This is a genomic window from Acinetobacter sp. 742879 (assembly GCF_000588535.1).
In the GTDB taxonomy this organism is placed as follows: Bacteria; Pseudomonadota; Gammaproteobacteria; order Pseudomonadales; family Moraxellaceae; genus Acinetobacter; species Acinetobacter pittii.
In genome coordinates this window covers 223,919-250,784 of sequence record NZ_JFYC01000002.1, presented here as the reverse complement: position 1 = coordinate 250,784, position 26,866 = coordinate 223,919, and the positions used below count along the sequence as shown (strand labels likewise).

Sequence of the window (26,866 nt, the reverse complement as noted above, 5' to 3'; positions counted from 1 at the left end):
CTTCATAAATTTTTATATACATCTGCGCAATTTTTAATGAAAAAAGATACAAAATTTTTTTTATCTAAGTTTTTGTTTTTATAGATTATTGATGAATAAATATAGGCTTTAATTTATTTAAAGATAAATTGGGGTTGTTTAATTAATAAATCTCAATAGAATGTGCCGATCGTTGACATGTTGGATCGTCAACAGGCATTGTTTTTTTACTTCGCCGGATCGGCGGGTTGTGATTTGTTTGTACATTTAAATTTCTGTTTGGAAATTAGTGTGCATGTTGAGGTTTCACTCTTAGTTAGTGGTCTTCTCCCTCTCATATTTGATACTTTGCGGTGCATAAGGATTGTCTTATGAAGAATTTTAAATTTAGCCTTGCTTGGCAAATTTTAATTGCTTTAATCCTAGGGATAGTTGTCGGGGCTGTTTTACATAACCAGCCTGAAATCAAAGACAGTATTGTGAATAATGTTCTTACCCCACTTGGTAAGATATTTATTAGCCTGATTAAAATGATTGTTATTCCAATCGTTTTCTCTACCTTGATTTTAGGTATTGCAGGTGTTGGCAGTACGAAAAGTTTAGGGCGACTTGGTTTTAAAACCATTCTCTATTTTGAAATTATTACGACTATTGCTATTTTGGTTGGTTTGGTTGCGGCAAATATTTTCCAACCAGGTGCTGGTGTAGATAAAGCGATGTTAGTGACGACTGATATTTCGCAATATCAGCATACAGCTCAAGAAGTTGGTTCTCAGTCACATGGATTGGTACAGACAATTTTGTCCATGATTCCAACCAATATTGTTAACTCTATGGCACACGGTGAAATGTTGCCTGTGATTTTCTTTGCTGTGTTGTTTGGTATTGGTCTGTCTTCATTGCCAGCAACTACTAAAGACCCATTGTTAAATGTGTTTCATGCAGTTTCAGAAACGATGTTCCGTGTAACGCACATCATCATGAAATATGCACCTGTGGGTGTGTTTGGTTTAATCGCAGTAACTGTTGCTAACTTCGGTTTTACTTCACTCATTCCATTAGCTAAATTGGTAGTGTTGGTTTATGCCGCTATCTTTTTCTTTGCTTTTGTGGTTTTGGGTATTACCGCAAAAATGTTTGGAATCAACATCTTTATCTTGTTTAAGATTTTAAAAGATGAATTGATTTTAGCATTCTCAACAGCAAGCTCGGAAACAGTTTTACCACGTATTATGCAAAAAATGGAAGCTTACGGTGCGCCAAAAGCAATTTCCAGTTTTGTGATCCCAACAGGTTATTCATTTAACCTCGACGGTTCTACACTTTACCAAAGTATCGCAGCAATCTTTATTGCACAGCTTTATGGTATAGATATGTCAATCGGTCAACAGGTAATCTTGGTTATTACTTTGATGATTACTTCTAAAGGTATTGCTGGTGTTCCTGGCGTATCATTTGTTGTCCTATTAGCAACTTTACATACTGTTGGTATCCCGCTTGAAGGCTTAGCATTTATTGCTGGTGTTGACCGTATTATGGATATGGCTCGTACTGCTTTGAACGTTGTTGGTAACGCACTTGCTGTACTTGTAATCAGTAAATGGGAAAAACAATACGACTCTGAAAAAGCTGCCGCTTATGAAGCAACATTTAAATAAGATAGCTTTCTTTTAGTTGTAAAAAAACCCGCGAATATCGCGGGTTTTTTATTGGGTTATTTCAAAACGCGTTGATAAAGTTCTAGTGTTTGATCACACATATCTTTTAAGCTAAACATAGTGACAGGAGCAACGATTTGAGGTTGTTCAATATGCTTTTTCACAGTCTCGATTAATGCTTTTTCATTTTCTGCTTCAACAAGACCTTGGGGGTATACATTCGATAAAATCTCGGCAACACCGCCACGGTTCCAGCCAACCACTGGCGAACCCACTGAAAGTGCTTCTAAGGCTGTTCTACCGAATGTTTCGGCTTGATTGGATAGAGAGAGCACAATATCGCTAAAAGCGAGCCATTCCCGAATATCTGAGCGATGACCTACGAAGGTAATTTTATCTGCGAGCCCTTTACTTTGAATAGTACTTTGCAATTCACTTAAGTAAGCTTGCTTTTTGGCATCAGCACCACCGACAACAACCGCATGTAGCTGAGGATATTGCGACTGAAGTTGTTGCATCAGTTCAATTAAACTTTCATGCCCCTTTAAGCGTGTAATACGACCAGGTAAGCAAAGTAAAAACTTATTTTCAAGCTCAGGAAAGTCATTAAAAACTTGGTTAAACCACTGTGCTGAGGGCTGGTAATTATGTGGAAAAGCGGCAGGGTCAATGCCTCGATAAATTCGCACAATATCTTGCGGTGGACATTTTTTATAATGGTCAGTGATGTATTTAACCACGCTGTCAGAAACAGCAATTACTTTTTCAGCTTGAGTCATAATCGCACTATAACGATTAACCGAATAGAAACCATGTACTGTGCTAATGAGGTGAGGGCGTTTGTTTGCTGGTATTTTTCTTAAGGCAAAGTGAGTAAGCCAAGCTGGTACACGAGAGCGCACATGAACAATATCGGGTTGATGCTGTTCAATCAGCTGACGTAGAGGACGGATTTGCCACAAGCTTGAAAGTGATTTTTTATGAATAGGCAGCGTTAAGTGAGTAGAGCCCTCAGCTTCAAGTTGAGATACTAGCCGTCCACCGTTTGAAACAACTAGAGATTGATGGCCCTGTGTAACAAGTGCGCGTGCAATTTCTAGTGTGCCGCGTTCTACGCCACCGCTATTAAGTTCTGGGAGAAGTTGCATCACTTTCATTGTTTTTTGCCTTATACATTCATAAAAGATGGACCATCCATAGATACATCATTTCAAACTAAATCATTATCCGGAATTTACTATCGTGCTAGCGACATGGATGTCGCTGTTTCGCTGTGTTACAAGGAAGTAACATCAGCGGAACAAAGGATTTTTGCTTACTTTTTATCCTTAAAAAGTAAGGTCTGCCTATTCGATAGTATTTGAATTTCACTTTAAATTAAGGCTGTGTCTGTCATCAATTTAAAATTATCACAGCTTTATCTTAATAGATCTCTTCATATCCCTCAGGACGTGTCTTAAATCGACGATGGAACCACATATATTGAGTTGGTGCGATACGAAGCTGATTTTCAATAATCTTATTAACACGTGTTGCATCATCAACTTCATCTTCACTTGGCATATTTTCGACCGCCGGTTCAATCAAGATATGATATTTAGGGTCTTGTACATCACCGTGACGATAAAAATATAAAGGAACTGCGACTGCCTTCGAGATTTTTAATAAACGTCGGTGAGCAGTTACTGTAGCAGCTGGCACACCAAAAAATGGTGCCATAACGCCTTGTTTGAGTCCGAAGTCTTGATCGGGGCTATACCAAATTGCATCACCATCTTTAAGGTGGCGAATTAAACCACGCATATCATCATGGTCGATTTGTGCTTTATAAATGGTGCCACGGCAACGATAAATCAGCATATCGAGCAATGGATTATTTTGAGGGCGGTACACAACATCTGGTTCGAAATATTGAGCACAAACATAGCCACCCGCATCAAGAAGCGTACTATGAGTACCCAATAATAAAACGCCTTTGCCCTGAGCTTGAGCATTGGTAATGTGTTCTAAGCCTTCAATGGTGACACGGTTTTTAAACCAGTAAGGCTTATACCATGCGTTTAATGTCTCAAAAATACCAAGCATCATATCTACAAAAACTTGCTTAGCTTGTTGCTGTACTTTTTCGGCTGACCATTCGGGAAAGCAGACTTCTAAATTACGAATAGTCGTTTTTCGGCGAGATTTTAAATATTTCCAAGCCAGATTTGCTAAGCCATGAGCCAGACGCCATTGGATTGCCCACGGCAAAATAGCCAAAAGCATTAAAAAAACAATGGCAATCCAAATACCCCAATATTTAGGTAATAAAAAGGACCATTGAAATTCACCGGGCGTATAAGTCTGCTTTTGGCTCATAACGATATAAAGAATTCAAAATTAAAACTGGCAAAAGTGTATCACGAACTGAATTTATCGTCGTAATACACTGTTGAATTGAGCGGTTAAGATAAGGAAGTAAAACGTGGTTATCGACGATTTTCTAAAAGAATACGAACAGCAAGCCCAGCTAGCACTGTGCCCATAAGCCAACGTTGTATATTTGCCCAAAGAGGCTTTTGTTGAAGAAAAAGGGCAATGCTACCCGCAGAAAGCACAATTAGCGCATTTACCGAGACGCTAACAAAAATTTGAATAGTACCGAGCTGAATGGATTGCCATAAAATACTGCCTTGCTGTGGATGAATAAACTGTGGCAATAACGATAAATACATAATCGCAATTTTAGGATTAAGTAGATTTGTAGCGAAACCCATTAAAAATAGTTTAGCTGGGGAGTCTATTGATAATTGTTTTACATCAAAAATTGGGGATGCATTGGGACGTAGTGCTTTCCATGCTAGCCAGAGTAAATAAATTGCTCCTGCAATACGGATGGTGTCATAAGCATAAGGAACTGCAACAATAAGCGCTGTAATCCCGAAAGAAGCACAAAGCATATAAAATACGAAGCCAACGCCAACACCAGCGAGTGAAATAAATCCCGCCGTTTTTCCTTGGCAAATTGAACGAGAAATAAGGTAAATCATGTTTGGGCCAGGGGTGAGTACCATCGCCAAACAGATTAATCCGAATGCTAAAATTTGAGAAAGATCTAGCATGAAAAATACTCGAATATTATTATATTGGTAGATATAACATAATTATTTTTATAAGTCTTATATTCAATTAGAGTGACATTTTGAAGTATTAATGCTGACTAAACTTAATCACTCATCAAGTGTTTTTTATAGATTTTTGTGCTTTTAAAATTTATATATTCTAAAAAAGCCCCCTTAATTTAAGGAGGCTTTTTTGTTATTTAAATTGTAGGAAAGAACGCGAATTAATTTCCTTTGCTCATTTGTTCAAGTTCATCCCAACGTTCTAATTTTTCAAGTAATACCTCTTCAATTTCTGCGAGGCGTTGACTTGCTTTGGTTGCTTCATCGGCATTACTGACAAACCATGAACCATCTGCAAGTTTGTCAGAAAGCTCTGCTTGTTCAACTTCCAGTTTCTCGATTTCGGCAGGCAGTTGTTCAAGTTCACGTTGGTCTTTATAGCTTAGTTTGACCTTTTTCAAGTTACTTTGAGCTGCGGCTTTTTCAGCTTCGGCTTTTGCCTGAGCTTTTTTTACATCAGATTTCTGATCTACAACTTTATCATCTGGACGCTGTTGCAAATAGTCTTGATATCCACCGATGTACTCTGCAATGTTACCTTTACCATCAAATACCCACGTCGATGTTACTACGTTATCCATAAACGCACGGTCATGGCTAATGAGAAGCAAAGTGCCTTTGTATTCAGCTAACATTTCTTCAAGTAGCTCAAGGGTTACCATATCCAAGTCATTGGTTGGCTCATCCATTACAATTAGATTGGATGGTTTGAGCAGCAATTTAGCCAGTAAGATACGATTTCGTTCACCACCAGAAAGTGCTTTTACTGGAGTACGTGCACGTTCAGGTGAAAATAAGAAGTCTTGTAGATAGCTGTAGATATGACGACGGTTGCCATTCACATCAACGAAGTCAGAGCCTTCTGAAACGTTTGCCATTACCGTTTTTTCAAGGTCTAAGGCATTACGCAACTGGTCAAAATAAGCAACTTCTAACTGTGTGCCTGTTTTAACTGAGCCGCCATGTTCGATTGTACCTAAAATAGCTTTAATTAAGGTTGTTTTACCAACACCGTTATCGCCGACTAAACCAATACGGTCACCGCGCATGACAAGGGCAGAAAAATCTTTGATGAGTAGATTGTCACCATAAGATACGCTTAAATGTTCGATATCGAATACTAATTTACCAGAACGATTTGCATCTTGAGTTGCCATACTCACTTTGCCTTGTTGTGAGCGGCGTGCTTTAGATTCTTCTCGTAAAGCTTTTAGGGCACGAACACGGCCTTCATTACGCGTACGACGTGCTTTAATACCTTGGCGAATCCAAGCCTCTTCTTCAGCTAGTTTTTTATCAAATAAAGCATTCTGTTTTTCTTCTGCTTCCATTTGCTGAGCTTTTAGCTCTAAATAGCGAGAATAATTTCCTTCATAGCCTCGTAAAATACCGCGATCGAGTTCTACAATTCGAGTTGCAATGCTATCTACAAAAGAACGGTCATGCGAAATAAATAGTAGAGTTAAATTATTTTGATCGAGTAGGAATTTTTCTAGCCACTCAATACTTTCAACATCTAAATGGTTCGTTGGTTCGTCTAGAAGTAATACATCTGGTTGTGTTAAAAGAGCGCGAGCTAATAAAACACGGCGTTTACGTCCACCAGATAAGTCTGCTAAGTCGGCATTTGGATCGAGACCCATTTTGCTTAGAAGAGCATTTACTTTATTTTCGAGTGCCCAACCGTCTAGTTGGTCTAGCTTATGCTGAAGGTTACCCATACGATCACAGGCTTCCATATCTCCTAGCATACAAGCGTCAGTCGCTTCATGATAAGCTCTGAGTACTTCTGCTGCTTCTCCTGCACCATCTGCCACAATGTCGGCTACTTTGCCAGAGTCCATTGGAACGTCTTGGGCTAACATTGAAACAGTTAGACCATTTTGAATGGAAACTTCACCAGAATCTGGTAATAGGCTTCCCTCGATCAGTTTAAGTAAAGTAGACTTACCTTCACCATTACGCCCAATTAAACAGACTCGTTCGCCACGTTCTAGATTAAAGTTCGCGCCATCGAGCAGGGCAGGTCCGCCAAAAGCAAGTTGGACATCCCTTAGGGTAATATAGGCCATAATGTTTTCCAGAATCTCAAATGAGGATTTAAATGACTAAACCACCATATCATGATGATCAAGCGTCATTGTCCGCACCCATTGAAGATTTGCAAGTGCGAATTACATTTTTGGATGATTTAGTTGAAGAATTAAATCAACAACTCGCTATTCAGACCCAAGAAATAGCTGATTTAAAAAAACAAATGCAATTTCTTTATCAACGTGTGGAATCATCGGATTTATCAGATGGCATAGCACCTTTTGACCCATTAACCAATAAACCTCCTCACTATTAATAAAATGGCAAGTTCAATACTTGCCATTTTATTTGGGAATATTTTCAATTTTGCTTAAAAACCATGTAATACGATCTTCCCTTTTGTTGTGCCACTTTCGATTTGCTGGTGAACCAACTTTAAGTTTTGCGCATTAATCGGGGTTAAAGTTTGCGTAACTGTGGTTTTGATTTTACCCGCGTCAACAAGTTCGGCAACCTCATTGAGTAATTCACTTTGTTTAACCATGTCTTGGGTTTGATACATGGAGCGAGTGAACATAAACTCCCAGTGCACTGATACCGACTTAGATTTAAAAGATTTAATGTCTAACTGTGCCGGATCATCAATTAAGCCAAAATGGCCTTGCGGTGCAATCAACTCTACGATGTCTGATAAATGTTGATCAGTTTGGGTAGTCGAGAACACATATAAAGGTGCATTTAAACCTAATTGCTTGATTTGTGTTGTTAAAGGTTGACTATGATCTAACACATAATCTGCTCCAAGTTGCTTAACCCAGTCTTGAGTTTCTGCTCGTGAAGCTGTTGCAATAATTGTTAGGTTAGTCAGCTGTTTAAGAAGTTGAATGGTGATTGAGCCAACACCGCCAGCTCCACCAATCACTAATATTGTTGTGTTTTCTGGCGCGTTCTTTGGAACTTGCAGGCGATCAAATAACATTTCCCAAGCCGTGATTGCAGTTAAAGGGAGAGCTGCAGCCTCGGTTACTTCTAAAGTTTTTGGTTTATGGCCAACAATGCGTTCATCAACGAGTTGTAATTCGCTATTACTACCTTGACGATTTAAAGCACCTGCATACCAAACAATATCGCCAATCTTAAATTGTGAAACTTTATCTCCAATCGCTTCAACTACACCTACTGCGTCCCAGCCAAGCGTTTTCCACTGATTATTCTCAGGGTTTACATTCTTTCGAATTTTAGTATCTACCGGATTTACTGAGACAGCTTGTACACGAACAAGTAAATCATGTCCTTCAGCAATAGGAGCATCGAGTTCAATATCAACGAGTGCTTCTGGCGATGTAATGGAACCAGCTTTTTGATATGCCACAGCTTTCATAATTATCCTTCCTCTTGTTGAGAGTTTGATCATAACGTAAGCTTAAAATAAGTGACTACAGACAAATAACGCTCATAGTGTCAAAAAGGATACTGTAAAATGGCAAAGGCAAGACATTCAAGTTTTGATTGCTCTCCGGGTTGTTCAGTGGAGGCAGCGATTAGCTTGATTGATGGAAAATGGAAATGCGTCATTCTTTGGCATTTATTTAATGAAGGCACCTTGAGGTTTAATGAAATACGAAAGCGTGTTCCAAGTATTACCCAAAGAATGCTGACAAATCAGCTACGTGAATTGGAACAAGATGGAATTATTCATCGGGAAGTCTATCCTCAGGTACCACCTAAAGTAGAATACTGCCTGACTGATTTGGGACAAAGTCTTGAGAAAATTCTGTTTGCTTTAAAACAGTGGGGGGATGCTCATATTGACCAGTTTGGAAAGTTGACACTTGTTGATGGACATCCGAATCCTTAATGATATTTGAGTCCACTCATTGCAATTTGCATGGTGAAATCTGACTATTTTGAAGCTTGCCCCTGTATCGGGCATTATTTTTATGATGAAACTTGCGTTTTCTGGTCAGCTTATGCAACTCTAATAAAAGAGATTAATAGGTTTTGCTATGGACAATATGGGAATTTGGGTTACCGTTATCATTGTTCTTTTCGTACTAGGCTCCATTTTTGGTTTAAGAGTGAGTCCACGTGAAAAGGCACTTGGTATTATGCGTGATAAAGCTCGTAAAATGGGTTTACACCCACGTGTAATCGTTGCACCTGAATGGACACATGTCCCAATGGCGACTGAAAAGCGTGCCAGCATGGTTGCTTATTATAGTGTATTGATTCCCGATGCCCGTTTATCTTTAATGCGTGCTCGTGTTGTAGACGGCAAATTAAAAGTGGTTCAGGGTGATGAGAAATTTAATGATTCTCCCATTGCATTAAAAGGGATTTATGCTATTGATATGCAGGCAAACTGTGTAGGGCTTTATTGGGATGAGGAATCAGACCTGAGAGCAACACAATTAGATGAGATGAAGGCTTATCTGTTGAACTTGGCTAAAGCCTGATTTTTAAATTTATTGGTATAGGAATAACATTTTATATGGCGAATACCTCGCGCTCTGCATCTCAAAGCACAGCATCTACTGCACCTGCTGCACATAAACGTGCCTTAGTGATTGTGGAGTCGCCTGCCAAAGCGAAAACCATCAATAAATATCTGGGTTCGCAATACATTGTAAAGTCTTCTGTAGGTCACGTGCGTGATTTGCCAACAGGTGGCAGTAAATCAACTGAGAAAAAGCCGGCTGCCCGGACGAAACTCACTGAAGCAGAAAAAGAACAAAAAGCCAGTCAGGCTTTAGTTAATCGTATGGGGGTTGATCCTGAACACGGTTGGGAAGCTCATTACGAAGTTCTGCCAGGTAAGGAAAATGTTGTTGCTGAACTAAAAAAACTCGCCAAAGATGCCGATGCAATCTATCTCGCAACGGACTTGGATAGAGAAGGGGAAGCCATTGCTTGGCACCTAAGAGAAGTTATTGGTGGTGATGACAGTCGTTATCATCGCGTGGTATTTAACGAAATTACTAAAAATGCCATTCAAGAAGCATTTAAACAACCTACGCGCCTAGATTTAAACCGAGTTAATGCTCAGCAAGCACGCCGTTTCTTAGACCGTGTTGTTGGCTTTATGGTTTCACCATTGCTGTGGGAAAAGATTGCCCGTGGTTTATCTGCAGGTCGTGTACAGTCTGTAGCAGTGAAACTGGTTGTAGAGCGTGAAAGAGAAATTCGTGCTTTTATTCCGGAAGAATACTGGCAAGTTTTTGCAGATACTCAAGCCAAGAAAGATGACATTCGTCTTGAAGCAGTTAAGCAAGCTGGTAAAACCCTTAAACTGAAAAATAAAGCTGAAACTGATGCTTTATTGGATGTTTTAAAAGGTGCTGAATATAAAGTTGCACAGCGTGAAGATAAACCGACTAAGGTAAATCCAAGTGCACCGTATATCACTTCAACGCTGCAACAAGCTGCAAGTACACGTTTAGGTTTTTCTGTAAAGAAAACCATGATGCTGGCACAGCGTCTATATGAAGCAGGTTTTATTACCTATATGCGTACTGACTCAACGTTCTTGAGTGATGATGCAGTAAGCATGGTACGTGCTCATATTGAAAGCCAATTTGGTGAGAAGTATTTACCTGCAAAACCAAACCGCTATGGTAACAAAGCCGGTGCTCAAGAAGCCCATGAAGCAATTCGTCCTTCAAATGTTGCACTTACAGGTGACCAACTTGCAGGTGTAGAGCGTGATGCTCAGCGTTTGTATGATTTGATTTGGCGTCAGTTTGTTGCTTGTCAAATGACTCCAGCAGAATATTTATCTTCAACTTTAACGGTTGAAGCTGCAAATGTTGAATTGAAGGCAAAAGGCCGTACGCTTGTATTTGATGGTTTTACACGAGTGCGTGGTGCTAACAAGTCTGATGACGATATTATTTTGCCTGCAATTAAAGTAGGTGAAATTTTAAAATTAGAGAAGTTAGACCCAAGTCAGCACTTTACTAAACCACCTGCACGTTTTACTGAAGCTTCTTTGGTTAAAGAACTCGAAAAACGTAGTATTGGTCGTCCTTCGACTTATGCAGCGATTATTTCTACAATTCAAGAACGTGGCTACGTTAAGTTAGAAAACCGCCGTCTTTTCGCCGAAAAAATGGGTGAAATTGTCACGGATCGACTTGATGAAAGTTTCAATAACTTGATGAACTATGCCTTTACCGCAGACCTTGAAGGGCAGCTCGATAAAGTTGCAACAGGTGAGCGTAACTGGAAAGAGTTACTTGATACTTTCTATGGTGACTTCAAGAAACGTCTTACCAATGCTCAGGGCGAGCACGGCATGCGCCGTAACCAACCAGTTGAAGTGCCCGCGGTACATTGTCCTGAATGTTCACGTCCAATGCAGATTCGTACAGGTACAACAGGTGTATTCTTAGGTTGTTCTGGGTATAACTTACCGCCTAAAGAGCGTTGTAAAGGTACTTTGAACTTAACGCCTGTTGAGTCCTTAGCTGCTCTTTCTGATGATGATGGTGCTGAAACCGCAGACTTGATGTCAAAACATCGTTGTGCAAAATGTGGCACAGCCATGGACAGCTATGTGATTGATGGTGGTCGTAAACTACATGTATGTGGTAACAACCCTGACTGTGACGGTTTTGAGCTTGAAGAAGGCGAGTTCAAGATTAAAGGCTACGATGGCCCAACCATTCCGTGTGATAAATGTGATGGTGAAATGCAGCTTAAAACTGGCCGTTTTGGTCCGTATTTCGCTTGTACAAGCTGTGACAATACTCGTAAAGTCTTGAAAAGTGGTCAGCCTGCACCTCCACGTGTAGAACCGATCAAAATGGAACATTTGCGCTCAACAAAGCATGATGACTATTTTGTGTTGCGTGATGGTGCTGCTGGTTTATTCTTGGCTGCAAGTAAATTCCCGAAAATTCGTGAAACACGTGCGCCAAAAGTTGCGGAATTGCGTAGTGTTGCCGCTCAGCTTGATCCTAAATATCAATTTATTTTACAAGCACCAGACGTAGACCCTGAAGGTAATCCGACAGTTGTGAAATTCAGTCGTAAGAATCAATCACAATATGTAGGCTCGGAAACTCCAGAAGGTAAACAAACCAAATGGAGCCTAATTTATCAAAATGGTAAATGGGTTGAGGGCTAATTAAGTCCACAATAAAAAATGCTAGCTCAGCTAGCATTTTTTATATCTAAAACAATAAAAGAAAATTTTAAATGTATGGGGAAAAAGAATGTGGAAAAACATTCGAGTTTTATGTTTGTTAATTATTTTATTGATTGTTGCTGTTCAGGCATGGCGAGATCAAAACCAAGACTGGAATCAACCTATTGTTGTCGTTTTACATCCTATTAATGCAGATGGTTTGCAGACAACGCAGAGCTATATTCATCAATTGCAATACACTGATTTTGAGGGAATAAGAAATTATTTGGCAGAATGGTCGCAACACTATCGTGGTCAATCAGGAAACTTTGTAATTCGTTTAGGTCAGCCATTACAGCAACGACCTCCTGAGGTTCCTCAAAATGCCAATATCTTTCATGTGATGTGGTGGAGTTTAAAGTTCCGTTTTTATGCATGGCGACATCAACAATCTGAAGACAATGGGGCATCACTCAAACTTTACTTAAACTATTACGACCCAAATTATCAAAAAGTTTTGATCCATTCGACTGCTTTGGAAAAAGGTCGTATTGGTAGTGTGAATTTATTTGCGACTAAAACACAAGCTTCCCAAAATCAGGTTGTGATTGTTCATGAGCTATTACATGGCTTTGGGGCACAAGACAAATATGATTTAGAAACTGGTCAACCGCTTTACCCTCTAGGTTATGCGCAACCTGAAAAAGTGCCTTTATATCCGCAAACTGACGCTGAAATCATGGGTGGTCGAACACCATTATCTGAGCAGAGCAGTAAAATGCCGAATGGTTTACATGAAACAATAATAGGTTTACCTACAGCTCAAGAAATTGGTTGGGTGAAATAAAATTGTGGATAAATACTGCTTTATCCACATTAATTGATAAGAAACGATGCAGATCTTATACAGACAAAAAATGTGAAGTGGATCACTATTATTAGGTAGATGAAATTCTAATACCTGATAATAAGAGTAGCCATGATGAAAACTGTCGGTAATGATTTGGTGCGTAATCAGTTACATGCTGATCGTAAGTGGTATTTGATATTAGGCTTTGTGCTTATTGGCTTCGGTCTAATTTTGTTTAGTTCATTGCCATTTGCGACCTTTTCTGTGGTTTTTTTATTTGGAATACTCATGATGGTCGGAGGTGTTTTACATCTTGTCGCGGCCATTAGTGTCTTTAAAGGTGCAAGCCGTTGGTTATGGGCACTTTTTGGTGCGCTTTATCTAATGGCGGGCTATTATGCTTTTTCTACTCCCGTAACGACAGCGGTAGTTTTGACGAGCTTATTATCAATAGCGCTGATTATTGCTGGAGCTATACGTACAGTAAACGCGATTTTACTTAAACCAATTACTGGGTGGGGTTGGACCTTATTCTCAGGATTATTAACACTCGCTACGGGTATTTTAATTTTGGTTTCTAAAGATTCACCTTTTTGGGTGTTAGGCATGTTCCTTGCCATAGATATCTTATTTCAAGGAATTAATTTTCTAGGTCTGGCTTCTGCGATTAAGCATCTGCCATCTAGTTCAAAAACAGTATCTTAAATAAGAATATTGAATCAAAGAGCACTTTAGGTGCTCTTTTTGTTTTTAGGACGGGCAGACGCATCAGTGTTTGGGTCTGTTAAACTATGTCTTGGTGTTTTAGCGATATGTGTTATGAGTCTTGCAAAATTAATTAATGAACTAAATGCTCAGCAAAAAAAAGCAGCCACAACGTCTGCGCAGAACTGTTTAGTTTTAGCAGGTGCTGGCTGTGGCAAGACTAAGACGATTGTTGCCCGTGCTGCCTATTTAATTGATCAAGGCTTACCAGCAAACCAAATTCAGATTTTAACGTTTACTCGACGTGCTGCGAGTGAAATTGTTGCAAGAGTAGAGCAGCATGTAGGAGCACAGGCAAAGGGTCTAAGAGCTTCAACTTTTCATACTTTTTGTATGTATTTACTGCGCCGTAATCCACAAGCTTTTGGCTTAAATCAATTTAGTATTATTGATCGTGATGATCAGTTGCTGATGTTCCGTTTATTAAGAGGTAAAGACAAAGATAATGTTTTACCTAAAGCGGCAGAGCTGTGTGATCTATATTCCTATGCAAGAAATACTCAAACAAAGCTTTCTGAAGCATTAATCAAACAGCTTCCAGATGCATATGAGCATAAAACTCAAATTGCTGAGTTGATGAAAACTTATGAGCAACGCAAAAGAGAGCGTAATTTTTTAGATTACGACGATATCTTGTCGATTGTGGCTGTTCATTTACAAAACTCAGAAGCGTTAACCAATTGGGTTGCAGGTTTTTGTCAGGCATTGCTAGTTGATGAAATGCAAGATACAAACCCTTTGCAATGGGCTTTATTGCAGCCCTTAATTGGTAAAGTGAAGTTATTTTGCGTGGGTGATGATGCGCAGTCCATTTATGGCTTTCGTGGCGCAGACTTTGAAAATATTCATTCTTTTAAAGAACGAATACCTGATGCAGAAGTACTTACACTTGCTTTAAATTATCGCTCGACTCAAGAAATTCTAGATTTATCAAATTGGTTGTTGGCACATAGCCCAATCGATTATCAAAAACAGCTACAAGCGCATCGTGGCCAAGGGCAAAAGCCACAGCTACATTTGTTTGGTAATGAGTTTGAAGAAGCAAACTGGATTGCACAAGATTTAATAACGCGCCATCAGCAAGGTGCAAACTGGCATGACCATATGGTGTTAGTTCGTTCTGGTTATAGTGCCCGATATCTAGAAGGGGCTTTTATTGCTGCTGAAATACCTTATCGTTTTATTGGTGGGGTAAAGCTTCTTGAGTCGGCCCATGTAAAAGATGTACTGAGCCTGCTACGTATTGTGAGTAACCCTCACGATGATTTGGCTTGGATGCGCTTTCTAACCTTGTGGGATGGGATCGGTGATGTTGGTGCCAGTAAGTTAGCCCAAGAGCTGATGGGAATTGTTGATGTCGAGGAGCGCTGTCAGCGACTTGAACGTCATGGCAAGGTACCTCTACAAGCGATTTTAATTTTAAAACAACTAGATGTATTACAGCAGCATGTCGAGGCAAGTATTGGCTTGGCCCTCGATGCTTTAGGTGAACAGCTAGAGCAAAATTATAAAACTAAAGATTGGTCGCGCCGTTTAAAAGACTTTGATTTGGTTAAGCAACTTGCACGCAAACATGCGTCGTTAGGTGAATTCCTTGAAGAATATGTACTTGAGCCGATTTCAGTTTCTGAAATTGAAAAAGCTGCTGATCAAGATTTGGTAACTTTAATTACGATTCATTCAGCTAAGGGTGCCGAACAGAAAGTTTGTTATGTACCTCACGTATCGCCAAATCAATATCCTTATGCAAGAGCACAGGGTGATTTTGATGATGTTGAGGAAGAGCGCCGTGTGCTGTATGTCGCCTTAACGCGTGCTGAAAATGAATTAATCTTGACGAAGCAAAATCTTAATACGTGGTCGCAAGACACCTATGATGAGCAAGGTCGTAAAATTGAGAGTTATTTCTTAAATGATCTGCCTTCACACTTGGTTCAAGCAAAAATTCATAGGCAAGTACATCAGCAATTTACTAAAAAACAATGGAACAGATCTCCTGCAGTAAATTTAGGTTTTGGTATCGATCTGGACTAAACTACTGTATAAGACGCTGTGATTACTTAAATGTATATTGGCCCTCCCTTTTATTGCCAATTAAGGTTAGAAAATGAAGATATTAGTTCGTAATTTAGATCGTGCTGTAAGTGAAGCTGAAGTTTTAGAGTTATTCAAGGCATATGGTAAAGTTGATACATGTGTTCTGGTGACTGATAAAGATACAGGTAAATCGAAGGGCTTTGGTTTTGTTGAAATGCCTAATCCCCGTGAAGCGATTAAGGCAATTAAAGGCTTAAATACGCTTAAAGTTAAAGGCTATGGAATTCGAGTTAAAGCAGCCGAAGAATAAGTTTTTCTGATGAAAAGACAATTTTTAGCTCTCTCGATTGTAACGCCGAATGGTACTCGTATTGCTGAAGGTATAAAAACACTTGAAGTGCGTTCATGGATACCTACGCAGTTACCAGTGAAAGATCTATTAATTGTCGAAAACTAGAACTTTCTGGTTAAAGATACTGATGAAGAGGAGGGAGTTGCTGTCGCTTTAGTTGATGTCGACTCAGTTCATACTTGGCGAAATGACGAGGTCAATTTAGCCTGCGCATCTGCTTGGAGTGAAGGCTATTTTGCTTGGGTCTTAAGTAATGTTCGTCCTATAAAACAGCCAGTGAAAATTTTAGCTAAACGTAAAATTTATCAAGTTGAGCTGGATTTACCATAAATAACGTTGATTTTATCAATGGAGTCGTTAAGCTAAGAATAGCTATTGCAATGGCGATTTTAGAACAGGAAAGTTTAGTTATGTCACGTGTTGCTCGTTATCATGCCGATCGTACCAATCAGAAGCTCTATTTTGCACGTCTAGCGTGTCAACAGGCAGAGCAGACTGATCATGTGCAGCAGGTACAAGCTTACCGTGAAGCAGCTGTATTTCATTTACATGGCGCAATGTTAGCGTTCTTACAAGAATTGGTACGTTATTACCGTTTAAATGATTTGCAACCCACCTTAAAATCTATTGAGGAACATATGGCGGCAAAAGGACAGGTTTCCCCTGAAGTGTCCGTTTTGCAGCAATTGGCAAAAGATGGTTTTGTTGCAGAATTAAAACGAGCTTATCGTATGTGCCAATACGCCCCAGAACCCAAAGAACCGACTCCTGAAGAAGAAACTTCTTCTAACCTTATTATTAAAGTGACACAAGGGCCTCAGTCTTGGTTGCCAGATGTTAAAATCTTGCGTGAATGGCACCGAGAATTAAGTCATTTAATTGATGGTTTTCGTAACGAAATGGTCGAGTTCTAAAATTAAACTGCCTAGATGCTTGAAATTTAGACTAGGTGTGCCTATATAAATAAGACAAGAGATGCAAAGTGCAAGGGTGCTTTGCCACCATGTTGAAACATGGAGGAAGTATATGTCTATACAGCAATTGAAAGAGTTATTTGGAAATCAAGAAGCAGTGTTGGAATTAGTTCAACTCGAAGGTGGTGAACTCGCCTTGCGTAATGCAGGTTCTGAGAATGAACCCTTGGTTAAAATTCAATTTAGCGATGAAGTCAAAGCAATCTTGGGTGAGCAGACTCCAGTTGTTGCTCAGCATATGATTCAGGCTGCATTGTTTGGACTGCTGGAAAAGCAGGTAAACGAGTGGCAGGCTGAGGTATTAGACGAACAGCCTAAATTCTTGAGTTAAAAAAAGCGTACTCTTGAGTACGCTTTTTATATGGGTTAATGAATTGTTGACTGATGAGCAAGCTCGATCTGATTTAAGATGTGGTGACTCATATTCTTTGCCATTTCTTCTTTTGCATAGAACACTTCGCCAATATTTTCATCACGGATAACCGCTGCTTCTTCTTTGCTTTCTGCGCAAATTAACACCTGAATCTGAGGATTTAATTGCTTGGCAATGGTCACAATACGGTGGATATCTAAAATATCCATAGGTGAGATTACTAAGAGACGTGCATGCATGATATGTGCTTGAATTAAAACACTCGGTTCAGTAGCAACACCACTCACAGCAGCAATATTTGCATTACGTAGTTTTTCTACGATTTCACGATTCTCTTCAGCAATAACGACCTTAATATTCTCATTAATTAGATTTTCAGTGATGCGTCTTCCTACACCGCCATATCCCACAATTACGACCTGATCACGTAAGTAAGCTTGATCAACTTCATCGGGTAACATTGCCAATGGGTCACCACTACGTTCAAGCAGTCGAGCTAAGTGAGAGCGTTCACGAATCCAGCGTTGTACAGGTTCAATTGCTGAGAAGATGAAAGAGTTAAGCGTAATTGAAAATAAAGCGCCTGCTAGAATTAGATTCTGAGCTTCTAAGCTTAATAAGCCTAAAGAAACACCAAGTGTCGCTAAAATAAATGAAAACTCACCAATCTGTGCAAGGCTTGCCCCGACTGTTAAAGCTGTATTGATTGGATAGCGGAAGAATAAAACCAATGCCATTGCAGCAAGTGTCTTACCCACCATAATAATCGCGATAACAGCTAAAATATGGAGCGGACTCTCCACAAGAATATGTGGATCAAACAGCATACCTACAGAAACGAAAAATAAAATCGAGAAAATTTCACGTAGTGGGAGAGTTTCTTCCTCTGCACGATGGCTGAAGTCTGATTCTTTAACGACCATACCCGCAAAGAATGCCCCTAAAGCCATTGAAACCCCAAAGATGGCATAAGAACCGTAAGCGATCGAAACAGCAGCAGCGACGACGGTCAGCGTAAATAGCTCTCTTGATCCTAAACGAGCAACAAATTGCATAATAATAGGCACAACGCGTTTGCCTACAATGAGCATAAAGGCAATAAAGCCAATCACCTTTAATAAGGTAATTCCAAGGGTTAACCAGATATTACCGTCTGCACCTGCTGGTGCTTTTCCACCGAGTAAAACAGCTGTAGCCGGAAGAAGTACTAAAACTAGCACCATCACTAAATCTTCGACTAACAGCCAACCCACAGCAATTTTGCCGTTAACTGAGTCTAAAAGACCTCGGTCTCCTAATGCTTTTAATAATACAACTGTACTCGCACACGATAGACTTAAGCCAAAAACGAGTGCAGACCCGAAACTCCATCCCCATAGCATTGAAACGCCAATACCAAGTAAGGTTGCAACAGCGATTTGTAGAATTGCGCCAGGCAAGGCAATACGACGAACCAGTAATAAGTCTTTTAATGAAAAGTGCATCCCTACACCAAACATCAGGAACATGACCCCGAGTTCTGCAAGCTGGTTGGCGAGGTGGATATCTGCTTCTATACCGGGTGTATTTGGGCTAATAATAATTCCGGCAATTAAATAGCCGATAAGAGGGGGGAGTCGTAATCGGGCTGCAATATAGCCAAAAATGAGGGCAACGCCGAAACCAACAGCAAGTAAAATAATTAAATCTACGTCATGCGGCACTAAAAACTCCTTTTACGTGAGTTAGGCTAAAAACAAGCATAAAAAATGCCAAGGCGGAATGTAGAGAAAGTTTAACAAAAAGGTAGGTATAAAAAAAATGCAAAAAAAAACGACTTCATAAAGAAGTCGTTTTTTTCGAGGCTAAAATTATTTGATTTTAGCTTCTTTGAAAATCACGTGTTGACGGATTTTTGGATCAAATTTTTTGATTTCCATTTTTTCCGGCATAGTACGTTTGTTTTTAGTCGTGGTATAGAAGTAACCTGTACCAGCTGAAGAAACGAGGCGAATCTTATCACGCATTGCTCAGACTCCTTAGATCTTTTGACCTTGAGCACGAAGGTCTGCAACAACCTTTTCGATACCCAATTTGTCAATAATACGCATACCTTTAGTGGTTAAACGAAGACGTACAAAACGTTTTTCGCTTTCTAACCAGAAACGGTGGTGGTGCAGGTTCGGCTCGAACCGGCGCTTGGTTTTGTTGTTGGCGTGTGAGACGTTGTTACCAACGACTGGACGCTTGCCGGTAACTTGGCAAACCTTAGACATGGTGTAACTCCATTGATTCAGCCAACAGCAAATCTGTGGCCAGTCATACTAAATGTAAACGGATGAATTCATTCAAGGGGCGTTTTATACCAAAAATACGATTAAAAGACAAGCGAAATTGGTAAAAACGAGGCATGATTTAGTATAACAGATCATGCCTTGATCAGTTAGCGCAACAAGGTTTTCGAAATGAATCGATGAATCGGCTTATTGAACGGTGGAAGAATGTATTTAAGGCTATAAAGTTTTGGATTTGACATCACCGAACGCTCATGAGAAAGGCTAAAAAAGCCCTCTGGTCCGTGATATTTACCCATACCTGATGCGCCAATTCCGCCAAACGGTAAATCATCTTGTGCAACATGAGTAATCACCATGTTAATTCCAAAATGCCCTGAATGGGTGTGCTGTGCAATATAGTCAGCACGCGCTTGATCATAGTCAAAATAATACATCGCTAAAGGACGTGGACGACTATTAATGAATTCGACGACTTCTTCTATTTGGTCATATTCTAAAATTGGCAGAATAGGCCCGAAGATTTCATTTTGCATAATATCCATTGCAGTTGTCACACCAGTGACCAAAGTCGGTGCAATTTTACGGACATCATCTAAAATTTCATTTTGCGGATTAATTTCAACAATACGTGCGCCTTGATCACGGGCATTTTCAAGATAACCCTGAATGCGGTTGTACTGTTTATCATTAATAATAGAAGTGTAGTCTTGGTTGTTTCGGAAATGAGGGTACATTCCAGCTACAATCAATTTAAAGTTTTCGATGAACTCGGCAGTTTTGCCGCGTGGTAAGAAAATATGATCAGGTGCAACACAAGTTTGTCCTGCATTCCATAATTTTCCTACAGCAATACGTTGAGCCACATCTTTCATGTCCATTGATGCATGTACTAGGGCAGGAGATTTTCCGCCTAACTCGAGAATTACTGGAACTAGGTTTTGAGCTGCGGCTGCCATCACTGTTTTACCAACAGAAGTTGAGCCTGTGAAAATCATTTTGTCAAAAGGCAAATGACTAAACGCATCTGAAATAACGCCACCACCATTTACAACAGCAACTAATTCTTGTGGAAATGCTTCTGCCAATGCACTTTCAAGGACACGTCCAAAGTTTGGTGAGGCGCTAGAAATTTTGATCATGGCATGGTTGCCCGCAGCTAGTGCGCAGATTAGTGGCCCCACTGAAAGCAATAATGGGTAATTCCATGGTGTAATAATACCAATGACGCCCATAGGTTGATATTGTACCCAACCTTTTGCTGGCTGATGTAATACACTGATGTGGCGTTTTGATGGTTTCATCCACGCAGTCAGATGTTTACTGTAATACTTGATTTGTTCCAAACTCGTGAGTAGTTCACCAATTTTTGTTTCCATAACTGCACGATTGCCATAATCAAGGTTAATTGCTTCGGCAATCTGATCTTGATATTTTACCAAGACTCTTTTAAGACGAGCTAAACGATCAATACGCTCTTTAGCAGTGGGTACCGGATGACGTAAATAAGCGAGCTTTTGTTGTTCAAGCAAATCATGTAAATGCTTAACATCATAAGGAAGCTGAGTCTCTGGATTTGTTTTTGTTTGACTGTTCATCGGTACTTACCAAATATACTGATATACTTATTTTTTAGAGTAAATACTCTAAATAGTCAAGTCGGTTTATGTGTTTAAGTCTTAACCATGTGAATTATTAAAGGTTATTAAAATGTCTCTACCTAAAGCTCTGAAGACAAAAGACCGGATTTTACAAATCAGTTTGCAGCTTTTTAACGAGCGAGGTGAACGGTCGGTTACAACCAATCATATTGCGGCGGAGTTAGGTATTAGTCCTGGAAACTTGTATTACCATTTCCGGAATAAGCATGAAATTATTAAAGAATTAATGTACCAATATCAGGTTGAGACTTTGGACATGCTTTCTTTACCTGAAGACAGACCATTAACGACCAATGACAAAATCAACTATTTTCAAGTATTAAGTGGTCAACTCTGGAGTTACCGTTTTATCCATCGTGATGTCTATCATTTAGTTGAAAGTAACGAAGACTTTAAAAAGATTTATCCACGGTTTGCTGGACAGGTCATGCAACAGGGGCAAAAGATTTATCAAGCCTTTGTCGATGCCGGCCTTATGAAAATGACACCATCTGAAATTGAAGCGCTCATTATTAACTTATGGATTGTATTAACAAACTGGACAAACTTTTTATATATGTCTGGCCACATTAGTGACAATAACCACTTAGAAGAAAAATGGGTTTGGCAGGCATTACGTCAAATGGTTTTCCTTGAAGGTCCTTATCTTATGGGGGAAAGCCGAGCAACTTACGAGCAGTTGCTTGATTCACTGGGGCCTTCTGATCTATTTGCCAGCTTGTCGTCATTAAAAGATGAATAGTTGTACTTGCCTATTTAGAGCGCTAGAATACTCGGCTTATTAAAAATTTGACTCAATTAAGTGATATTAACCAAATGAATATGACCACTGCCAATACAGCCCGTTTACTGATTACTTGTGAAGACAAGCCTGGGATCGTACAGGCTGTATCGAGCTTTTTGTACCACCAAGGTGCAAACATTACCGCGCTTGATCAGTATGCGACGGAAGCTCAGGGTGGACGTTATTTCATGCGTGTTGAGTTTGAACTTGACCATTTACAGTCACGTAAAGATGCATTAATTCAAACATTTGCTGCCAACGTTGCTGAGCGTTATGGCATGCAATGGCGTCTTGCTTTCGTAAATGAAATTAAAAAGGTTGGTATTTTAGTTTCTAAAGTCGACCATGCTTTACTTGAGTTATTGTGGCGTCATGCACGTGGGTCGTTACCTTGTGAAATTACACACGTGATTTCTAACCACGAAGATTTACGTGAATCTGTTGAGAACTTCGGTATTCCATTTACTGTAATTAAAGTAACTAAAGACAATAAAGCTGAAGCTTATGCACAAATTGATGAAATGATGCAGGGCAATGACTTATTAGTTCTTGCACGCTATATGCAGATTTTAAGCGAAGATTTTGTTGCGAAATGGGAAATGAAAATCATCAATATCCACCATTCTTTCTTGCCAGCTTTCGTGGGTGCTAATCCATACAAGCAAGCTTATGAAAAAGGTGTGAAGTTGATTGGTGCGACAGCTCATTATGTGACGGCTGATCTAGACCAAGGCCCAATTATTGAGCAAGACGTTGAGCGTGTAAGCCATGACTATAATGTTGAGCAACTTCGTGAGCTAGGTGAAGATGTCGAGCGTAATGTATTGGCTCGTGCAGTAAAATGGCATTTAGAAGACCGTATTATTGTTGATGGTAACAAGACGGTTGTTTTTTAAATAACGCTTATTTTAAAAAAGCACGCTTTATGCGTGTTTTTTTATATCAAAAAAAATATTGAAATGATATAACGTAACAATATTGAATGAATTTATGGTAGGATTCGATCTCTTCATAGTGAAATTAGCCTAACTATATAAGTTAGATTAAACACTTTGTGAACAAGAGATACGCGTTCATGTAACTATGAGAAAACAAAAGCAAAGACACTCAACTGATACAAATTAGTGATATTGAGCAAATGTTTTTCTCAAAAAATAGTTGCAAATGAAAACACTTCTCATTTATTATTGTGGCACTTTATTGTTCTATCCGATGTTTGAAATCGTTTCTACAAATAGAAATCTGAAATCATCATCCATTAGGTAATTAGATTCTTATGAGTCAATCTTCCGCAGCCTTAAACTCTCCCAATCCGATGAAAAAGAAAGTCATCACGGCACTAATTGCGGTTGCAATTGGTCATATCGGGGTCTTATGGGCGGTCAGCCATATTAAGCCTGCTGAATTAAAGCCAATCGAGAAGAAGCCTTTACAGGTACGTTTCGTAAAAATTCAAGAGCAACCAAAACCACTACCTCCTAAGCCAAAGGAACCGCCTAAAAAGCCGGAACCTAAAAAAGAGGTAAAAGAAGTTAAAGTTGTTGAAAAACCTGTGACACCACCTAAAAAAGTGGAAAAAATTCAACAGGTGAAAAAAGCTGAAACACCAAAAGAAACAGTAAAGACAGAACCTAAAGTTGAAACCAAAGTGGTAACGACAACTGTTACTGAAAAAGTTATCGAAAAACCAAAACCAGTGGTACAAGAAGCGCCTAAAGCTCAACCTGCCCCAGATCCATCACCGAAACGCGTTTCAATTGGTGGTTCGGGTGTACAGTGGAGCCGCTCACCACGTTTAACAGTTTCTTCAAAAGATTTACAAGGCGAAGCACGCTCTGTCATGGTACTTATTGAAGCCGATGAGAAAGGCAAAATTATTAATGTACGAGTGACTAGAAGTAGTGGTATTTCAAGTCTAGATGACAAAGTTGTACGTGCTGTTCGCGGTGCGAAATTTAAACCTTATATGGAAAATGGTGTTGCTTATCCAATTAAAGCAGAGCAACCCTTTGATTTAACCCCTTAAATGAATTTGAGTCCCAACGGCTAACCTTAATCAGGAGTTCAATATGAACTTTTCAATCTATTGGCAACATGCAGATGCAGTGAGTAAAACCCTGTATTTCATCTTATTGGCAATGTCGATTGCTACCTGGACAGTTTTCATCTTACGTTTGATGGGGACTCGCCAACTAAAACAACAAGCTTATGCTCAACTTTCTCAGGCTATCACTTCGCTAAAAGCAAAGTTACAACCTTTGAGTTTTGAACAGCGTAAAGCGGTTGCAGAGCAGGCATTACTTCGTCAGATTTCTGCTGAAAAGGCCAATGCTGATAAAGGTATATCTGTTTTAGGAACGATTGCTTCAATTGCACCATTCGTAGGTTTGTTTGGTACAGTTTGGGGTATTTTCCATGCGCTTGTTGCCGTAGGTAAAAGCGGACAAGCAGGTTTGGCTCAAGTGGCTACACCAGTAGGTGAAGCACTGATTATGACTGGTCTTGGTCTTGCAGTTGCGATTCCAGCGGTATTGGCTTATAACATTTGTGTACGTGCAAACCGTGGTCTTGCTCACGACTTACAAGACCAAGCGCACAGCTTGTTAATTGACACGATGTTGCAGCAAGACTCAACTGTAAAGTCTGATGTTAAAACTGCACAGCAAAGTTACGTTGGAGGTCAAGCTTAATGGCTTTTCAATTGGGTGAAGACCACGATAGTGGCATGAATGAGATGAATCTCATTCCGCTAATCGACATTATGTTGGTGTTAATGATCATCTTTTTGGTCACAGCAACAGTTGCCAACCCATCGATTCCATTAACGCTTCCTAAAACAACTGCTGAAATTATTGATCCACCACCAAAAGCAATTACGATTAGTATCAATGCAAATGGTGAAGTGGCTTGGGATACTCAAGTAATTAGCCTAGATGAGCTTCAAAAACGTTTTCAAGAAGTAGGTCAAGGCGATGTTAAACCAACAGTTCAACTTCGTGCTGATAAAGAGTCGAAGTACGATACTGTTGCTCAGGTAATGTCTCGCGCCAGTGAAGCCGGACTGAGCGATATTGCCTTTGTAAGTGAAAACTAAAATTTAGTTTACTCAATAAAAAAGCAACCAAACTGGTTGCTTTTTTATTGTTCTGATTTATTGATCTTTCATCAGATGCTGGAATTTACTATATAGCTTGAGCAGCTTTGGTGGAATCGCAAAGTTGCAATAACCTTGTGAAGGGTTCTTTGCATAGTAATTCTGATGATATTCTTCTGCTGGATAGAATGTCGGAACAGGGGACAGCTCAGTCACAATATCAAGATCGTCATTTTTTAGAGTCTGAATCGTGTGTTCCGCTGCCTGCTTTTGCTCTTCATTATAATAGTAAATAACAGAGCGGTATTGCGTGCCAATATCATTACCTTGACGGTTTAAAGTCGTTGGATCATGAGTCGCAAAGAACACGTCGAGTAACTGGGAGTAAGTTACTTGTTCTTCATCAAAGTCGACTAAGATCACCTCAGCGTGCTGGGTGTCTCCTTGACATACTTGCTCGTAGGTAGGGTTAGTGGTGTGTCCACCTGCATAACCACTCGTTACTTTTTCTACACCGCGTATTTGTAAAAATACAGCTTCGACGCACCAAAAACAGCCGCCGCCAAATAATGCCTGTTGCATTGTTTTTCCCTCTATTTCCTGCCTATTACAATAGGGTTTATGTATTTAAAATACAAAGTAAAGCATGTATAAAAAAGTAAAGAAAAGTGGATTACTTATTTCATTTAGCTTTAGGTAAACCTTGTCGAACGATTTGAGAGAAGTGTTGACTACTCTGATCTGAAAGCTGTTCAAAATTTTCAGTTCTTGGGTTGATATGCGCAATTTGATACCACTGTTTTAAACTGATATTTTGATTAAGCGCTTTAAGATCATATAAATAATTAGGTAAGTAACCTGAAGCGATTAAACGATAATCTTTAGGAAGTTCATAGGGGTTAATTGCTTGAACCATATCAAAAATTAAAGTTGTACAGTTACTCGTAAGCGTATTGTACCACTTCGGTTCTGCACGTAGCTCATCCGATTTCTTAAGATATTCTAAAAATAGCGCTTTTTGTTCGCTACGCGGCATATTGACTGGAAAATTATAAACCTGCTCTTTACGGATGTTGCTGCGTGTGTAGACGATATCTTTTTCATCAGAAGCAATTAAGCTAAGTTCATATTTTCTAAAAAAACCGCCAATTGCCGAAAACTCTTCGGTTTTTTCTTTGCGAATCTCGATTGAGAAGACCAAAGGTTGCTGATTCTTAAATTCGAAGCTTACCAGTGTATGAGCAATTTGTGGTCCCATCCAGTAAGAGGCAATGATGTTTATGCCATTCAACTGCTTAAGATCAAATGTTTGGGTTTCCCATCGCACATCATAGGTTCCATCAGGATGCCAGTTAAAGTTACGAATATTGTGTAAGGTGATTACATCGCCGTGCTTTTCATAGCTCAGCATATTGGCAACTTCAGGGTTCCAGTCACGGTCTTGACGTGCGGTAATGGAAAAATACCAAATAAGAGAGCAGGCAAACGCTAAAAGATAAATCAGGATATCGGTACGGCGGCTAATAATATGACCTTCAACATATAAGCCAGCCATGCTGAGTGCAAAAGCAATCCAAATGCCAATGAGTATGCGGCTGCCTAACCAGCCAAAAGGTTGTTGAACCCAAAGCGCTACGCATACCCAAATGCTAGAGAACACTATAAACAGCGTGAATAAACTATGTAATAGCCCAAAAAGTAGAGCAATAATAAATTCACGTGTTCCGATATTGTGCATAG

General features: G+C 39.6%; 27 protein-coding genes and 1 pseudogene. 17 read left to right on the top strand and 11 right to left on the bottom strand.

Translation table 11 applies throughout. The annotated features are described in order from the left end of the window. The first annotated feature begins 350 nt into the window (after positions 1-350). The gene (gene gltP, locus J690_RS08980; protein WP_002114864.1) at positions 351-1,637 is read left to right on the top strand and encodes a glutamate/aspartate:proton symporter GltP; all 1,287 of its coding nucleotides are present in this window, start codon (positions 351-353) and stop codon (positions 1,635-1,637) included. Positions 1,638-1,693: 56 nt separating this feature from the next. Here the strand turns inward: gltP and J690_RS08975 are convergent, their stop codons facing one another. From J690_RS08975 to J690_RS08960, 4 genes are all read right to left on the bottom strand, one after another. Then, positions 1,694-2,794, bottom strand: coding sequence for a glycosyltransferase family 4 protein (locus J690_RS08975; RefSeq protein ID WP_032035387.1), 1,101 nt, complete (start codon positions 2,792-2,794; stop codon positions 1,694-1,696). 265 nt (positions 2,795-3,059) lie between these two features. Beyond that, on the bottom strand, positions 3,060-3,995 hold the full coding sequence (lpxL, locus tag J690_RS08970) for an LpxL/LpxP family Kdo(2)-lipid IV(A) lauroyl/palmitoleoyl acyltransferase (RefSeq protein WP_032035386.1): 936 nt from the start codon (positions 3,993-3,995) through the stop codon (positions 3,060-3,062). Between the two features lie 110 nt (positions 3,996-4,105). After that, positions 4,106-4,738 (bottom strand): LysE family translocator, encoded by a 633-nt coding sequence (locus J690_RS08965; protein WP_032035385.1) that lies wholly within the window; start codon positions 4,736-4,738, stop codon positions 4,106-4,108. A gap of 224 nt (positions 4,739-4,962) precedes the next feature. Next, a complete protein-coding gene (locus J690_RS08960) occupies positions 4,963-6,873 on the bottom strand; it encodes an ATP-binding cassette domain-containing protein (RefSeq protein ID WP_032035384.1) in 1,911 nt (636 codons plus the stop codon). 32 nt (positions 6,874-6,905) lie between these two features. Between J690_RS08960 and J690_RS08955 the strand changes: the two genes are divergently transcribed. After that, positions 6,906-7,151, top strand: coding sequence for a SlyX family protein (locus J690_RS08955; RefSeq protein ID WP_004641012.1), 246 nt, complete (start codon positions 6,906-6,908; stop codon positions 7,149-7,151). A gap of 54 nt (positions 7,152-7,205) precedes the next feature. Here J690_RS08955 and J690_RS08950 read toward each other — a convergent pair whose 3' ends face one another. Further along, positions 7,206-8,216, bottom strand: coding sequence for a zinc-binding alcohol dehydrogenase family protein (locus J690_RS08950; RefSeq protein ID WP_032035383.1), 1,011 nt, complete (start codon positions 8,214-8,216; stop codon positions 7,206-7,208). A gap of 99 nt (positions 8,217-8,315) precedes the next feature. On the opposite strand from J690_RS08950, the gene J690_RS08945 reads away from it, so the two are divergent. From J690_RS08945 to J690_RS08900, 10 genes and pseudogenes are all read left to right on the top strand, one after another. Then, the gene (locus J690_RS08945) at positions 8,316-8,693 is read left to right on the top strand and encodes a winged helix-turn-helix transcriptional regulator (RefSeq protein WP_032035382.1); all 378 of its coding nucleotides are present in this window, start codon (positions 8,316-8,318) and stop codon (positions 8,691-8,693) included. A gap of 148 nt (positions 8,694-8,841) precedes the next feature. Then, the gene (locus J690_RS08940; RefSeq protein WP_002114763.1) at positions 8,842-9,291 is read left to right on the top strand and encodes a hypothetical protein; all 450 of its coding nucleotides are present in this window, start codon (positions 8,842-8,844) and stop codon (positions 9,289-9,291) included. 35 nt (positions 9,292-9,326) lie between these two features. After that, a complete protein-coding gene (gene topA, locus J690_RS08935; RefSeq protein WP_002115027.1) occupies positions 9,327-11,963 on the top strand; it encodes a type I DNA topoisomerase in 2,637 nt (878 codons plus the stop codon). 88 nt (positions 11,964-12,051) lie between these two features. Next, complete coding sequence (locus J690_RS08930) at positions 12,052-12,810, top strand: hypothetical protein (protein WP_032035381.1); 759 nt, start codon at positions 12,052-12,054, stop codon at positions 12,808-12,810. Positions 12,811-12,945: 135 nt separating this feature from the next. Continuing rightward, positions 12,946-13,518, top strand: coding sequence for an HdeD family acid-resistance protein (locus tag J690_RS08925; RefSeq protein ID WP_032035380.1), 573 nt, complete (start codon positions 12,946-12,948; stop codon positions 13,516-13,518). Positions 13,519-13,632: 114 nt separating this feature from the next. Then, a complete protein-coding gene (locus J690_RS08920) occupies positions 13,633-15,612 on the top strand; it encodes an ATP-dependent helicase (protein ID WP_032035379.1) in 1,980 nt (659 codons plus the stop codon). A 73-nt stretch (positions 15,613-15,685) separates the two neighbouring features. Then, positions 15,686-15,925: an RNA recognition motif domain-containing protein gene (locus tag J690_RS08915; RefSeq protein WP_002115113.1), complete on the top strand. Its 240-nt coding sequence runs from the start codon at positions 15,686-15,688 to the stop codon at positions 15,923-15,925. A gap of 9 nt (positions 15,926-15,934) precedes the next feature. After that, positions 15,935-16,297: pseudogene (locus J690_RS24560) on the top strand (ASCH domain-containing protein). Positions 16,298-16,377: 80 nt separating this feature from the next. Further along, a complete protein-coding gene (locus J690_RS08905; RefSeq protein ID WP_005066079.1) occupies positions 16,378-16,881 on the top strand; it encodes a DUF6586 family protein in 504 nt (167 codons plus the stop codon). A 112-nt stretch (positions 16,882-16,993) separates the two neighbouring features. Beyond that, on the top strand, positions 16,994-17,272 hold the full coding sequence (locus J690_RS08900) for a hypothetical protein (protein ID WP_002114792.1): 279 nt from the start codon (positions 16,994-16,996) through the stop codon (positions 17,270-17,272). Between the two features lie 35 nt (positions 17,273-17,307). On the opposite strand, the gene J690_RS08895 is transcribed toward J690_RS08900, so the two are convergent. The 4 genes from J690_RS08895 to J690_RS08880 all read right to left on the bottom strand — a co-directional run bounded on the left by J690_RS08895 (position 17,308) and on the right by J690_RS08880 (position 21,185). Then, on the bottom strand, positions 17,308-19,017 hold the full coding sequence (locus J690_RS08895) for a cation:proton antiporter (protein ID WP_005066082.1): 1,710 nt from the start codon (positions 19,015-19,017) through the stop codon (positions 17,308-17,310). Positions 19,018-19,164: 147 nt separating this feature from the next. Further along, entirely contained in the window at positions 19,165-19,320 is a 156-nt protein-coding gene (rpmG, locus tag J690_RS08890) for a 50S ribosomal protein L33 (protein ID WP_001205031.1), read from the bottom strand. Between the two features lie 12 nt (positions 19,321-19,332). Then, positions 19,333-19,569 carry a 50S ribosomal protein L28 gene (gene rpmB, locus J690_RS08885; RefSeq protein WP_000048256.1) on the bottom strand — a complete coding sequence of 79 codons (237 nt, stop codon included), beginning with the start codon at positions 19,567-19,569 and terminating at the stop codon, positions 19,333-19,335. Positions 19,570-19,736: 167 nt separating this feature from the next. After that, a complete protein-coding gene (locus tag J690_RS08880; RefSeq protein ID WP_032035377.1) occupies positions 19,737-21,185 on the bottom strand; it encodes a coniferyl aldehyde dehydrogenase in 1,449 nt (482 codons plus the stop codon). A gap of 112 nt (positions 21,186-21,297) precedes the next feature. On the opposite strand from J690_RS08880, the gene J690_RS08875 reads away from it, so the two are divergent. The 5 genes from J690_RS08875 to J690_RS08855 all read left to right on the top strand — a co-directional run bounded on the left by J690_RS08875 (position 21,298) and on the right by J690_RS08855 (position 25,126). Continuing rightward, a complete protein-coding gene (locus J690_RS08875) occupies positions 21,298-21,990 on the top strand; it encodes a TetR/AcrR family transcriptional regulator (RefSeq protein WP_005066087.1) in 693 nt (230 codons plus the stop codon). A 74-nt stretch (positions 21,991-22,064) separates the two neighbouring features. Then, entirely contained in the window at positions 22,065-22,928 is an 864-nt protein-coding gene (purU, locus tag J690_RS08870) for a formyltetrahydrofolate deformylase (RefSeq protein WP_005066088.1), read from the top strand. 380 nt (positions 22,929-23,308) lie between these two features. Further along, on the top strand, positions 23,309-24,058 hold the full coding sequence (locus J690_RS08865; protein ID WP_002114938.1) for an energy transducer TonB: 750 nt from the start codon (positions 23,309-23,311) through the stop codon (positions 24,056-24,058). Positions 24,059-24,101: 43 nt separating this feature from the next. Next, the gene (locus J690_RS08860) at positions 24,102-24,722 is read left to right on the top strand and encodes a MotA/TolQ/ExbB proton channel family protein (protein WP_001011664.1); all 621 of its coding nucleotides are present in this window, start codon (positions 24,102-24,104) and stop codon (positions 24,720-24,722) included. Then, a complete protein-coding gene (locus J690_RS08855) occupies positions 24,722-25,126 on the top strand; it encodes an ExbD/TolR family protein (protein WP_032035376.1) in 405 nt (134 codons plus the stop codon). Before J690_RS08860 ends, J690_RS08855 begins: the two co-directional genes overlap by 1 nt. A 57-nt stretch (positions 25,127-25,183) precedes the next feature. Here the strand turns inward: J690_RS08855 and msrA are convergent, their stop codons facing one another. Next, positions 25,184-25,708 (bottom strand): peptide-methionine (S)-S-oxide reductase MsrA, encoded by a 525-nt coding sequence (gene msrA, locus J690_RS08850; protein WP_004794799.1) that lies wholly within the window; start codon positions 25,706-25,708, stop codon positions 25,184-25,186. Between the two features lie 100 nt (positions 25,709-25,808). Then, entirely contained in the window at positions 25,809-26,864 is a 1,056-nt protein-coding gene (locus J690_RS08845; RefSeq protein WP_032035375.1) for a DUF4105 domain-containing protein, read from the bottom strand. Positions 26,865-26,866: the final 2 nt, after the last annotated feature.

Coding starts and splice junctions, on each gene's coding strand:
- J690_RS08865 (WP_002114938.1), top strand. CDS start 23,309: ATGAGTCAATCTTCCGCAGCCTTAAACTCTCCCAATCCGATGAAAAAG.
- J690_RS08855 (WP_032035376.1), top strand. CDS start 24,722: ATGGCTTTTCAATTGGGTGAAGACCACGATAGTGGCATGAATGAGATG.
- lpxL (WP_032035386.1), bottom strand. CDS start 3,995: ATGAGCCAAAAGCAGACTTATACGCCCGGTGAATTTCAATGGTCCTTT.
- J690_RS08900 (WP_002114792.1), top strand. CDS start 16,994: ATGTCTATACAGCAATTGAAAGAGTTATTTGGAAATCAAGAAGCAGTG.
- J690_RS08960 (WP_032035384.1), bottom strand. CDS start 6,873: ATGGCCTATATTACCCTAAGGGATGTCCAACTTGCTTTTGGCGGACCT.
- J690_RS08950 (WP_032035383.1), bottom strand. CDS start 8,216: ATGAAAGCTGTGGCATATCAAAAAGCTGGTTCCATTACATCGCCAGAA.
- msrA (WP_004794799.1), bottom strand. CDS start 25,708: ATGCAACAGGCATTATTTGGCGGCGGCTGTTTTTGGTGCGTCGAAGCT.
- J690_RS08940 (WP_002114763.1), top strand. CDS start 8,842: ATGGACAATATGGGAATTTGGGTTACCGTTATCATTGTTCTTTTCGTA.
- purU (WP_005066088.1), top strand. CDS start 22,065: ATGAATATGACCACTGCCAATACAGCCCGTTTACTGATTACTTGTGAA.
- J690_RS08875 (WP_005066087.1), top strand. CDS start 21,298: ATGTCTCTACCTAAAGCTCTGAAGACAAAAGACCGGATTTTACAAATC.
- J690_RS08845 (WP_032035375.1), bottom strand. CDS start 26,864: ATGCACAATATCGGAACACGTGAATTTATTATTGCTCTACTTTTTGGG.
- J690_RS08925 (WP_032035380.1), top strand. CDS start 12,946: ATGAAAACTGTCGGTAATGATTTGGTGCGTAATCAGTTACATGCTGAT.
- J690_RS08905 (WP_005066079.1), top strand. CDS start 16,378: ATGTCACGTGTTGCTCGTTATCATGCCGATCGTACCAATCAGAAGCTC.
- J690_RS08915 (WP_002115113.1), top strand. CDS start 15,686: ATGAAGATATTAGTTCGTAATTTAGATCGTGCTGTAAGTGAAGCTGAA.
- J690_RS08930 (WP_032035381.1), top strand. CDS start 12,052: ATGTGGAAAAACATTCGAGTTTTATGTTTGTTAATTATTTTATTGATT.
- J690_RS08945 (WP_032035382.1), top strand. CDS start 8,316: ATGGCAAAGGCAAGACATTCAAGTTTTGATTGCTCTCCGGGTTGTTCA.
- J690_RS08880 (WP_032035377.1), bottom strand. CDS start 21,185: ATGAACAGTCAAACAAAAACAAATCCAGAGACTCAGCTTCCTTATGAT.
- topA (WP_002115027.1), top strand. CDS start 9,327: ATGGCGAATACCTCGCGCTCTGCATCTCAAAGCACAGCATCTACTGCA.
- J690_RS08920 (WP_032035379.1), top strand. CDS start 13,633: ATGAGTCTTGCAAAATTAATTAATGAACTAAATGCTCAGCAAAAAAAA.
- J690_RS08965 (WP_032035385.1), bottom strand. CDS start 4,738: ATGCTAGATCTTTCTCAAATTTTAGCATTCGGATTAATCTGTTTGGCG.
- J690_RS08975 (WP_032035387.1), bottom strand. CDS start 2,794: ATGAAAGTGATGCAACTTCTCCCAGAACTTAATAGCGGTGGCGTAGAA.
- rpmG (WP_001205031.1), bottom strand. CDS start 19,320: ATGCGTGATAAGATTCGCCTCGTTTCTTCAGCTGGTACAGGTTACTTC.
- gltP (WP_002114864.1), top strand. CDS start 351: ATGAAGAATTTTAAATTTAGCCTTGCTTGGCAAATTTTAATTGCTTTA.
- J690_RS08860 (WP_001011664.1), top strand. CDS start 24,102: ATGAACTTTTCAATCTATTGGCAACATGCAGATGCAGTGAGTAAAACC.
- rpmB (WP_000048256.1), bottom strand. CDS start 19,569: ATGTCTAAGGTTTGCCAAGTTACCGGCAAGCGTCCAGTCGTTGGTAAC.
- J690_RS08955 (WP_004641012.1), top strand. CDS start 6,906: ATGACTAAACCACCATATCATGATGATCAAGCGTCATTGTCCGCACCC.